We start from the raw sequence: 10,967 nt of genomic DNA on the forward strand, positions 1-10,967 counted from the left end.
GTCGTTGCGCTGTCTCGCCCAGATCCCGAGAATCGTTTCCGAGGTTCCAGCAGGTCCCATGCCGACAATCGACAAACGCCGCTTTCTGACGTCCAGTGCCGGTTTCCTTTCCGTGCTGATGGCCAGCACCGCCTTTCCCGCCTTTGCGCAGGAGGCAGGCGCGCCCGCGCCAGGCGCGGCGCCGGCGGGCACGCCGTTCGACTGGGAGGCCCTGGTCGCGCGGATGAAGGCGAGAGCGGCGGAGCCCTATGCCGACGCGGCGGCAGATCTGCCGGAGGCGGTGGCCAGGCTCGACTACGACGCCCATCGCGCGATCCGCTTTCGGCCCGATCATGCGCGGTGGAAGGACGACAAGCGCAATTTCGAACTGCAGGCGTTCTATCCGGGTTGGGTCTTCGCCCATACGGTCGACCTGTTCGAGATCGTCGAGGGCCAAGCCTATCCGATGGGCTTTGCCGCCACCGATTTCGAGTATCGTCCGCCGCTCGACCCGGTGGTCTTCGATAGGTTCGCGTTTCCGGGCGCTGCCGGCTTTCGCCTGCATTACCCGCTCAACCGCACCGACTATCGCGACGAGCTGATCACCTTCCTCGGCGCCAGCTATTTCCGCGCGCTGGGGCGGGGCAACGCCTACGGCGCTTCGGCGCGCGGCCTTGCGGTCGACGCGGCCGCCGGCAGTGCCGAGGAATTCCCGCGCTTCAGCCGCTTCTATGTCGAGCGGCCGGAGACGGATGCGCGTGAGATCCGCTTCTATGCCGAGCTGGAGAGCCCGCGCGTGGCGGGGGCCTATGCCTTCACCGTCCTTCCCGGCGCGGAGACGCTGGTCGACGTGGAGGCGGCGATCTTCCTGCGCGACGACGTCTCGCGGCTCGGCCTTGCGCCGCTCACCTCGATGTATCTGTTCGGCGAGAACGACCGGACCGGCTTCGACGACTTCCGCCCGGAGGTGCACGACAATGACGGCCTCGCCATCCTGCGCGCCAGCGGCGAGCGCGTCTGGCGCCCGTTGACCAATCCGGCGCGGCTGCAGCTCTCCGTCTTCGGCGAGATCAATCCGCGCGGCTTCGGCCTGTTGCAGCGCGACCGCAACGCCGAGAACTACCTAGACACGGAAGCGCATTACGAGCGCCGCCCCTCCGTCTGGATCGAGTCGGTCGGCGACTGGGGCGAGGGCGCGGTGCTGCTTGCCGAAATCCCCTCCGACTCGGAGGCGAACGACAATATCGTCGCCTTCTGGATGCCGAAGAACGGCCTGACGGCCGGCTCCGAGCACCGGTTGCGCTACCGCATGACCTGGGCGCTCGACGTGGAGGGCGACGTGCCGCTGGCGCGGGCGCTGCGCACCCGCACGGGCCATGGCGGCGTCGCCGCCGTGGCCAACGATGAGGACACCCGCAAGTTCCTTGTCGACTTCGGCGGCGACACTCTTACCGGCCTGGGCGAGGAGGCGCCGATGGACGTTCACCTCTCCCTCAGCAACGGCGAGGTGGTGCACAAGATCCTGAGCAAGATTCCCGGGAACGATATGTGGCGTCTGATCGTTGATGTCAGGCGAACCGACGCCGACAAGCCGGTCGAGCTTTCCGCCGCACTCGTTCTCGAGGGCAAGACCCTCTCCGAAACCTGGATCTATCAATGGGGACAAACGAGATGATCGTCGATACCCGTTCCGCGGAAGACGCGCTCCGGCCGGATCCGGCCCGAGCACGAGAGGCGTTTTTCGGCGAGTTGCGTCGGCAGTTCGCCCGCCACGATCTTGACGACGAGGCGCTGGAACAGGCGGTGAACGAGGCTGTTCGCCATCTATCGGACGATCCGGCGGGCGAGGGGCAGGATGCCCTGCACGAGCGCCTCTACGCGCACGCCGACCCGGCGCTGCGCCGGTCGGTCGTCGCCTCGCTGTGCCTGCCGGCGCCGCGGGCGCCGTTGCAGATGCCGATGCAGACGCTGGAACGCCCAACCTTCCTGTCGCGGCTTGCCGTGCTGCGGGCGTTCACCCGCCAGCGCATCGGCGAGCGCTGAGAACAAACCTGCGGAAAGGGCTCTGGCGGATGGATCCGGCTGCCTCCACGTCCTCGTTTCGCGAGGCGCTCCCCGTCGGCCTGCGCCGGACCGGCGCGATCCTGCTGACCCTCGGTCTCACGGGCGCGGCCGCGGCCATGTTCGGCTCGGTGGCGGTCGCCGACGGGTTGGACTGGGTCGACGTGGTCCGCGTGTCGCTGGTCGCCTTCTGCGCGCTGTGGCTCTCCTGGGGCGCCTGTATCGGCATTTTCGGACTGATCTTTCCGAACGATGCCGTGCCGGCCCGCGACGGCCGGCCCAAGGGGCGTACCGCGATCGTGATTCCGGTCTACAACGAGGCGGCGGACGCGGTCTTCGCCCGGCTCGATGCGATGTATCGGGCGCTGGACGAGATCGGCGCGCTGGACTGCTTCGACTTCCACGTCCTGTCGGATTCCACCCGCGAGGAGGCGGCGGCGGACGAGCGCCGGCTTTATCGCCAGGCGGTCGCGGAGCTTTCGGCGGCCGGGCGGCTCTACTATCGCCACCGCTCGCCGAACACCGGGCGCAAGGCCGGCAACATCGCCGATTTCATCCGCACCAGCGGCGGTGCCTACGAGTATATGCTGGTGCTCGACGCCGACAGCCTGATGAGCGCCGAGACGATCGTCGAGATGGTGCGGCGCATGGAGGCGGTGCCCGATCTCGGCCTGCTGCAGACGGTGCCGCGCATCATCGGGCGCAAGACGCTGTTCGGGCGGATGATCCAGTTCTCGGCCAGTTTCTACTCGCCCGTCGTCTCGCGCGGCGTCGCGGCGCTGCAGGGGCGCCAGGGGCCGTTCTGGGGCCATAACGCGCTGATCCGCACGCGCGCCTTCGCGGCGACCTGCGGGCTGCCGGCGCTGGCCGGCAAGCCGCCCTTCGGCGGCGAGATCCTGTCCCACGACACGGTGGAGGCGGCGATGCTGGCGCGCGGCGGCTGGCGGGTGCGGCTCGATGCGGATCTCGACGGGTCCTACGAGGAAGCGCCGGCCAACCTGATTGAATACGCCAAGCGCGACCGGCGCTGGTGCCAGGGCAACCTGCAGCACGCACGGGTCGTCGGCGCGCCGGGCCTTCCGATCTGGAGCCGGGTCAACCTGCTGCAGGGCATCATGGCCTATCTCGCCTCGCCGGTCTGGCTGATGTTCCTGCTGGCCAGCGTCGCCGCGCCGCTGTTCGCGCCGGCGCCGGTCTATTTCGTGTCCGGCTCGCCGTTTCCGCGCTTTCCCCATCCGGAGACGGAAAAGGGGCTGGCGCTGCTGTTCGGTGTTGTCGGGCTGCTCATCCTGCCCAAGGCGCTGTTGCTGCTGCGCGCCGTGCTGACCGGCGCGGCGGAGGATCATGGCGGGGCGGGGCGGGCCTCGGTCTCCGCGCTCCACGAACTGCTGCTCGCCTCGCTGCTCGCGCCGATCCACATGATGTTCCAGAGCCGCTCGGTGTTCCAGGTGCTGTCGGGAGCCGATTTCGGCTGGCCGTCGAGCGAGCGGGAGGACGGGTCGCTCGATCTGGCGACAAGCGCCAGGGCAAGCTGGTGGATGGTCCTGTTCGGGGTGGCGACCCTGCTCTTCGCCTCTCAATACGCCGCCGACCTTCTGGTCTGGCTGCTGCCGATCGCCTTGCCCTTGGTGCTGGCGCCGCTGGTGATCTGGTGGACGGCATCGCCCTCGGCGGGCGCGCGGGCGCGCCGGCGAGGCGTGTTCCTGACCCCGCAGGAAGGGCGGGAGGTTCCGCTGATCGCGGCGGCGGCACGCGCGCGCGCCGCCTATCGCCGTCCGCCGGCGGGGGCCGAGAGCGCCCGCAGCGCCGCCTGACACGGGCGCCGCGCGCCATCGGCCGCCGCCTGTCATCATCCCGTTACGAGAACGGCTTACCCGGCTCACTTCAAGGCAACTTGAGGAGAGTCGGAGGTGGCCATGCTGTCGGGTCGGGCGTCGAACACGAAGTCGGTCAATGCCGGGCGGGGCGCGCTGCTCGGCCGCGCGGTGCATCGCAACAGGGCCCTGTCGGGGGAGGGCGCGCTGGAGCGGCTCTTCACCTTCGCCTTCAAGGGGCTGGTCTATCCGCAGATCTGGGAAGACCCCGAGATCGACATGGACGCGCTGGAGATCGGCCGCGACCACAAGGTGGTGACCATCGCCTCGGGCGGCTGCAACGTTCTGTCCTACCTGACGGCCGATCCGGCCAGCATCACCGCCGTCGACCTCAACCGCGCGCATGTGGCGCTGACCCGGCTGAAGCTCGCCGCCGTCAAGCACCTGCCGGGGCACGAGGCCTTCTACCGCTTCTTCGGCAAGGCCGACGAGACGGGCAATGTCGAGGCCTACAACCGCTTCCTGCGCGAGCGGCTCGACCCGGAAACCCGCGAGTACTGGGAAAAGCGCGACCTGACGGGGCGCAAGCGCATCACCCTGTTCGCCCGCGACCTCTATCACCACGGGCTGCTCGGCTATTTTATCGGCGCCGGCCATTTCGTCGCCCGCGCCTACGGCATCGACCCCAGGGACATGCTGCGCGCCCGCTCGCTGGAGGAGCAGCGCACCTATTTCGACAAGGCGCTGGCGCCGCTGTTCGACAAGCGGATGGTCCGCTGGGCGACGTCGAAGCGCGTCTCGCTCTACGGGCTCGGCATTCCGCCGGCGCAGTACGAGGCGCTGGCCGGCAGCGGCCCCGGCGGCATGGCGGCGGTGCTGCGCGAGCGGCTGGAACGGCTGGCCTGCGACTTTCCGCTGTCGGAGAACTATTTCGCCTGGCAGGCCTTCGGCCGCGGCTACGCCAATGACGAGGCCGGCCCGCTGCCGCCCTATCTGCGGCGCGACCATTTCGAGGCGATCCGCGCCCGCGCCGACCGGGTGCGCGTGGTCAACCGCTCCTTCACCGACTATCTGGCCGCGCAGGAGGGGGGCAGCGTCGACCGCTACGTCCTCCTCGATGCGCAGGACTGGATGACCGACGGCGCGCTGAACGCCCTGTGGGCGGAGATCACCCGCACGGCCCGTCCCGGCGCGCGCGTCGTCTTCCGCACGGCGGCCGAGCCGAGCCTGCTGCCCGGCCGCGTCGCGCCGGAGATCTTAGGTCAGTGGCGCTACGATGCGGAGCGCTCGCGCAAGCTCGGCTACATGGACCGCTCGTCGATCTATGGCGGCTTCCACCTTTATATCCGCGGCGCGGCATGACCGTGCGGGGAGAAGCGAGGACGTCCAACGGTGCGGAGCTGATGGACGGCATCTACCGCCGGCAGCGGCATGTCTACGATGCGACGCGCAAATACTATCTGCTCGGCCGCGACCGGCTGATCGACGAGCTCGCCCCGCCGCCGGGGGGCACCGTGCTGGAGCTCGGCTGCGGCACGGCGCGCAACCTGGTGCTCGCCGCCCGCCGGCATCCGCAGGCGCGGTTCTTCGGCATCGACATCTCGGAGCAGATGCTGGAGAGCGCCCGCGGCTCGATCCGCCGCGCGGGGCTGGAAGGCCGGGTGAGCGTCGCGCAGGGCGATGCGACGGCCTTCGACGCGGCGGCGCTGTTCGGCGTCGGGCGGTTCGACCGGGTGTTCTTCTCCTACAGCCTGTCGATGATCCCGCCCTGGCGCGAGGCGCTCATGGCCGGGGCCGGCGCGCTGTCGCCGGGCGGCCGGCTGCATCTCGTCGACTTCGGCATGATGGAGGCCTGGCCGGGCCTGGTGCGCGCGCCGTTCCGCGCCTGGCTGGCCGCCTTCCACGTCGCGCCGCGGGCGGAACTGGAGGCAGCGCTTGCCGACTGTGCGCAGGCGCAAGGCGCGCGGGCGACCTTCCGCCGGCTGCATGGCGGCTACGCGGTGACGGGGCGGCTCGAGGCCTGAGACGGCGCTGGAGACGTTTTCCGGGCGTAACAATGGGAACGTCCGGCGTCCTCGCGCGTTTCTTGACCGGTGCAGCGGCCATGTTAGGTTGCGGGGTCAGTGCGCGCGCACGCCCTTGCGCGCAAGAAGGGGCGGACGTTTCCATGCCGGACGACGGCGACAACACAGACGCGGACGACCGATTTCCCCGGGAGCCGTTGGCGATTTGCGCCCGGCGGCTCCGCGATCCCGTTTCCCGACCTCATTCCGCAGACCGACAGCCCGCATGCCGCACGCTCCGGCATGGCGGGCCTTGCGCGCGCCTGCGCTTTTGCCACTAGGAAAGGTTCGACATGGAATTCCTGGCAGATCCGAATATCTGGATCGGGCTCGTCACCCTGGTGCTGCTCGAGGTGGTGCTCGGCATCGACAACCTCGTGTTCATCGCCATCCTGGCCGACAAGCTGCCGCCGAACCAGCGCAACAAGGCGCGCCTCATCGGCCTGTCGCTGGCACTCATCATGCGCATCGCGCTGCTGTTCTCGATTTCCTGGATCGTGACGCTGACCAACCCGCTGTTCTCGCTGGGCGGCTTCTCCTTCTCCGGGCGCGACCTGATCCTGATCACCGGCGGCCTGTTCCTGCTGTTCAAGGGCACGATGGAGCTGCACGAGCGGCTGGAGGGCGCGCACGGGCACAAGAGCGGCAAGATCGTCCATGCGGTGTTCTGGCAGGTGATCGTGCAGATCGTCATTCTGGATGCGGTGTTCTCGCTCGACAGCGTCATCACCGCCGTCGGCATGGTCAACAATCTGTGGGTGATGATCACGGCGGTCTGCATCGCCATGGCGGTGATGATGGTCGCCTCCAAGCCGCTGATGGCCTTCGTCTCCAAGCATCCGACGGTGGTGATCCTGTGCCTGGGGTTCCTGCTGATGATCGGCTTCAGCCTGGTGGTCGAGGGCTTCGGCCAGCACATCCCGAAGGGCTATCTCTACGCGGCCATCGGCTTCTCGGTGCTGATCGAGGCGTTCAACCAGATCGGCCGCCACAACCGCGAGCAACTGGTCGTCGCCGGAAACCTGCGCGAGCGCACCTCCGAGGCGGTGCTGCGCATGCTCGGCGGAAAGGTCGGCGAGCAGCCGCTCGGCGAGACGGTGGACGTGATCGCCGAGCAGGCGGCCCTCGGCGAGCTGTTCAAGCCCGAGGAGCAGGACATGATCCGCGGCGTGCTGGGGCTCGGCCAGCGGCCTGTCAGCTCGATCATGACGCCCTCCAACGAGCTGGAATGGCTGGACCTCGACAAGCCGGACGAGGAGTTGCGCGCGGCGATCCGCCGGCTTACCCACGGGCGGGTGGTGCTGGCGCGCGGCAGCGTCGACGAGTTCGTCGGCGTGGCGCTGACCAAGGATCTGCTCAACGCGGTGATCGGCGGCGAGGCGATCGACTGGGCGCAGCTGATGCGCCAGCCGGGCGTCGTGCACGAGATGACCGACGTGCTGACGGTGATGGAGCTGCTGCGCCGTTCGCCGGTGCAGATGGCGATGGTGATCGACGAATACGGCTCGCTGGAAGGCATCGCCACGCCCACCGACGTGCTGGAGGCGATTGCCGGCGAGTTCCCGGACATGGACGAGGAAGCGGCCGCACTGCAGAAGCAGGAGGACGGCTCCTGGACGGTGGACGCCTTCATCGACATCCGCCAGCTCAGCGCCGCCATCGGCCGCGATCTCGTCGACGAGGCCAACCGCTATTCGACGCTGGCCGGCTACATCATGTCCCAGCTGGGCCACCTGCCGAAGGTCGGCGACGTGCTGGAGACCGGGGACCTGCGCTTCGAGGTCCTGTCGCTGGAAAAGCGCGCCATCGGGAAGGTGCGCATTGCGCCGGTCGAGACCGAGGCGCCCCCGCATGGGTAAGGGCGGGATGTTCGAGGCGGAGCTGCAGGGGCTCGACATCGCGCCCGCGACCGAGGACGACCTTGCCGCCTGCGCCGCGTTGATGAGCGCCAATGCGGCCGGGGCGCGCGTGGGGCAGGAGGCGGGCGACCTTGCGCCCTATCTCGCCGCGTTCCGCCGCATGGTGGCGGGTGGGGCGACCGTGCTGCACGTGGCGCGCCTGCCGGGCATGGAGGCGGGGCGCATCGCCGGCATGTTCGAGTTCACGGTCATCGACGGGCTGTCCTTCGGCGGGCGCCCGCGCGCCCAGGTGGAGAGCGTGCATGTGGCCCCGGAGCTGCGCGGGCGCGGCATCGGCCGGGCGATGATGCGCTTTGCCGAGGCACGGGCGCGCGAGTGCGGCTGCGTCCTGTTGCAGCTCACCTCCAACCGCGAGCGGCAGGGCGCGCACGACTTCTACCAGGCGCTCGGCTACCAGCCCTCGCATGTCGGCTACAAGCTGATGCTGTGAGCGGTGCGCGGCGTACGTGTGGCGTGATCGAGCGTTCACGCGGACCCGCTTGCCGCCCCGCGTGCGGCCGCGGATGGTTGTGCGGGCGCTTTCCGGCCTTAAGTTTCAATCCGACCGGCCGCAGTCGGCGCGCGCACAAGTGTCCGCGAGCCTCCGGCCATTTGAAGAAACATGGAGCATGACAGGCATGTCCGCGACCCAGACCAAGCCCATCGAACTGCATTACTGGCCGACCCCGAACGGCTGGAAAGTCTCGATCCTGCTGGAGGAACTCGGCGTTCCCTACAATCTCAACCTCGTCAATATCGGCGCGGGCGACCAGTTCAAGCCGGAGTTCCTGAAGATCTCGCCGAACAACCGCATGCCGGCCATCGTCGATCCGGAAGGGCCGGGCGGCGAGCCGATCTCGGTCTTCGAATCCGGCGCGATCCTGCAGTATCTCGGGCGCAAGTTCGGCCGGTTCTACCCGACCGACGAGCGAAAGCGCGTCAAGGTGGACGAGTGGCTGATGTGGCAGATGGGCGGCTTCGGCCCGATGCTCGGCCAGAATCATCATTTCCGCGTCTATGCGCCGGAAAAGATCCCTTACGCCATGGACCGTTATCTCAACGAGACGCACCGGCTCTACGGCGTGCTCGACAAGCAGCTCGCCGGGCGCGACTTCGTCGCCGACGAGTATTCCATCGCCGACATGGCCATCGTCGGCTGGGCGACCGGCTGGGAACGGCAGGGCATGGATCTGGGCAAGGACTTCCCGAACGTCCGGCGCTGGCTGGAGGCGCTGAAGGCGCGCCCGGCGGTCGAGCGTGGCCTCGCCGTCGGCCGCGAGATGCGCGAGCAGCTCAACCTTGCAAGCGACAAGGGCGCCCAGTCGGTGCTGTTCGGTCAGCGCGCGCGCTGACCTCTCGCCTGTTATCGAGGCGCCGGGGGATCAGTTCGGATCAGTTCGCCCGGCGCCACACTTCCGTTTCGCAGAACTGCACCACCATCCGCACGCAGCCGCGCAGGGTCAGCTGGTCGTCGCCCTGCAGCGTCGCCGTCGCATTGGCCGTCACGCCGCGGCGCGGATCGTAGACGCGGGCGCTCCAGGTTCCGTCCGTGTCGCCCGGCGAGATATCCCAGATCACCGGCACATTGAGCAGCTTGCGGTCGCGCTTGGCGGCGTCGCGGTTCTTCACGTCCGTCGCGCTCTGCCTGGTCGTGCCCGGCGGCGGGGGAAAGTCCACCAGCAGGCCGCAGGGCGCGGCGCCGCAAGGCCCCACGCGCACGGTGCCGGCATCGGGCGTCCGCCAGGTGCCGAAGATCTCTTCCGCGCCGAGCGCCGGCGGCGCGAGGGCGAGAAGGGCGAACCCGGCCAGTGCGGCAAGGGCGGGCAGGGAGGCGAGGCGAGGGGGCGTCATCGGGTTCCTTTCGCGAGATGCGAGGATCTGTCTTTGCCGCAATCTGCCGGGGAAGTGGGGCGCGAGGGTGACCGCCTGTGGTCGCCTTCGTGTCGGGCTTCGGGAAAGCTTGTGCCGGGGCCTCGCGTAAGGGTTGGGGCGGGCCGTCGTCGGAGGGTGTGAAGGCCTCAGTTCTTCTCAAGGTGAATCAAGCGTTTCCCGCGCAAATCCATGTTGAGTCAACTCGCGTTGATTTCGCTGCCGTTTCCGCTCGGAAATGCTGAATCCTTCGTGAAGTTTACCAGGTGTTTTCGACTCGTTTTCTTCCCGTTAAGCGAGAATTTTAAGCTCGCGTTGAAGGGGCAGGACCACACTCGGACATGAAGATTGCGGGGAAAAGCCCAAGCATCCCGCGGCCTTCGACCCGGAGCGGATCGGCAGGACGCCGGCCGCAAGACGACCGACAAGGAGTGTGAGACATGGCTCGTTTGGATCTTGGTTCCCCCGATCTTGCCATCATGGGCGGCCAGCCCGCCGGCCCGGACATCCTGCTGCAGATGGGGTTGGACTGCGCCTGCGGCCGCCACGGCGCCGCCGACCTGGTTGCCGCGCACAAGTGGTTCAACATCGCCGCCGTCAAGGGCAGCCAGGACGCAGTGCGCTACCGTAAGGAAATCTCCTCGGAGATGACCCGCTCCGAAATCGCCGACGCCCAGCGTGCGGCCCGCGAGTGGCTGTCCCTGCATTGATCCGCGGTGGAGCCGGTCCCTGCGCAAGGGGCATTTCCACCAAGGATATCAACCTGGCTGCGGCGTGCTGAAGCGCTTCTGACATAGCGCCTGCAACGTCTTTCGCGTCCGCGCCGCAGCCCGTTTTCATGCCCGTCATCCAGGCTTTTCGTGCGTGGCCTTGCCCGCCTCGTCTTGCGGCGCCTCTCCTTGCGCCGTGCCGGCCGCGTCGCTCTTCACGGGGCGATAGGGCGCCTGCACCTCTTCCGCCAATCCTCCAGTCGCCCGTTCCAGCGCCGCGATCTCGCGGATCGCCGCCAGCCGGCTGCCAAGCACGGCCAGTTCCGGATGGGGCGACAGCTGCGCGATGGCGGCATCCAGGTGCTCGATGATCGCCCGCCGGGCCGCGTCCTGCCGGCTTTTCCTGTCCATGCCGTTCCCTTTCTCCTCGTCCCGGCACGGACTGTCCTTCCGAACCGATCTGCGTCTCCGTGTGCCCTGGGGTTCACAAGTCTTGCAGGCTTTGCCCAGCCCACCATCATGGGATTCCCGGATTGACAGCCGGCACCTCAGTCGATCAGGCCGAGGCGGAAG

Annotated in this window: 11 protein-coding genes; 9 read left to right on the forward strand and 2 right to left on the reverse strand. The window is 68.5% G+C overall.

Going from position 1 to position 10,967, the window contains the following annotated elements:
• The first annotated feature begins 58 nt into the window (after positions 1-58).
• The 8 genes from MNI96_RS21480 to MNI96_RS21515 all read left to right on the forward strand — a co-directional run bounded on the left by MNI96_RS21480 (position 59) and on the right by MNI96_RS21515 (position 9,167).
• A complete protein-coding gene (locus MNI96_RS21480) occupies positions 59-1,654 on the forward strand; it encodes an OpgD/OpgG family glucan biosynthesis protein (protein WP_249696559.1) in 1,596 nt (531 codons plus the stop codon).
• Complete coding sequence (locus MNI96_RS21485) at positions 1,651-2,022, forward strand: hypothetical protein (RefSeq protein ID WP_249696561.1); 372 nt, start codon at positions 1,651-1,653, stop codon at positions 2,020-2,022. The genes MNI96_RS21480 and MNI96_RS21485 overlap by 4 nt, the downstream gene beginning before the upstream one ends.
• A 29-nt stretch (positions 2,023-2,051) precedes the next feature.
• The gene (mdoH, locus tag MNI96_RS21490; protein ID WP_249696563.1) at positions 2,052-3,854 is read left to right on the forward strand and encodes a glucans biosynthesis glucosyltransferase MdoH; all 1,803 of its coding nucleotides are present in this window, start codon (positions 2,052-2,054) and stop codon (positions 3,852-3,854) included.
• A gap of 102 nt (positions 3,855-3,956) precedes the next feature.
• The gene (locus MNI96_RS21495; RefSeq protein ID WP_249696577.1) at positions 3,957-5,216 is read left to right on the forward strand and encodes a BtaA family protein; all 1,260 of its coding nucleotides are present in this window, start codon (positions 3,957-3,959) and stop codon (positions 5,214-5,216) included.
• Positions 5,213-5,878, forward strand: a complete 666-nt coding sequence (locus tag MNI96_RS21500) for a class I SAM-dependent methyltransferase (protein WP_249696565.1) — start codon at positions 5,213-5,215, stop codon at positions 5,876-5,878. The genes MNI96_RS21495 and MNI96_RS21500 overlap by 4 nt, the downstream gene beginning before the upstream one ends.
• A 332-nt stretch (positions 5,879-6,210) precedes the next feature.
• A complete protein-coding gene (locus MNI96_RS21505) occupies positions 6,211-7,776 on the forward strand; it encodes a TerC family protein (protein ID WP_249696568.1) in 1,566 nt (521 codons plus the stop codon).
• Positions 7,769-8,266: a GNAT family N-acetyltransferase gene (locus tag MNI96_RS21510; protein ID WP_249696569.1), complete on the forward strand. Its 498-nt coding sequence runs from the start codon at positions 7,769-7,771 to the stop codon at positions 8,264-8,266. Before MNI96_RS21505 ends, MNI96_RS21510 begins: the two co-directional genes overlap by 8 nt.
• A 187-nt stretch (positions 8,267-8,453) precedes the next feature.
• Positions 8,454-9,167, forward strand: coding sequence for a glutathione S-transferase N-terminal domain-containing protein (locus MNI96_RS21515; RefSeq protein ID WP_249696579.1), 714 nt, complete (start codon positions 8,454-8,456; stop codon positions 9,165-9,167).
• A gap of 40 nt (positions 9,168-9,207) precedes the next feature.
• Here the strand turns inward: MNI96_RS21515 and MNI96_RS21520 are convergent, their stop codons facing one another.
• Positions 9,208-9,666: a DUF2147 domain-containing protein gene (locus MNI96_RS21520; protein WP_249696571.1), complete on the reverse strand. Its 459-nt coding sequence runs from the start codon at positions 9,664-9,666 to the stop codon at positions 9,208-9,210.
• Positions 9,667-10,124: 458 nt separating this feature from the next.
• Here MNI96_RS21520 and MNI96_RS21525 point away from each other — a divergent pair, with 458 nt between their 5' ends.
• Positions 10,125-10,394, forward strand: a complete 270-nt coding sequence (locus MNI96_RS21525; RefSeq protein ID WP_249696573.1) for a hypothetical protein — start codon at positions 10,125-10,127, stop codon at positions 10,392-10,394.
• 135 nt (positions 10,395-10,529) lie between these two features.
• On the opposite strand, the gene MNI96_RS21530 is transcribed toward MNI96_RS21525, so the two are convergent.
• Complete coding sequence (locus tag MNI96_RS21530; RefSeq protein WP_249696575.1) at positions 10,530-10,805, reverse strand: hypothetical protein; 276 nt, start codon at positions 10,803-10,805, stop codon at positions 10,530-10,532.
• Positions 10,806-10,967 lie beyond the last annotated feature (162 nt).

The sequence above is a fragment of the Stappia sp. WLB 29 genome, from assembly GCF_023507705.1.
Classification (GTDB): domain Bacteria; phylum Pseudomonadota; class Alphaproteobacteria; order Rhizobiales; family Stappiaceae; genus Stappia.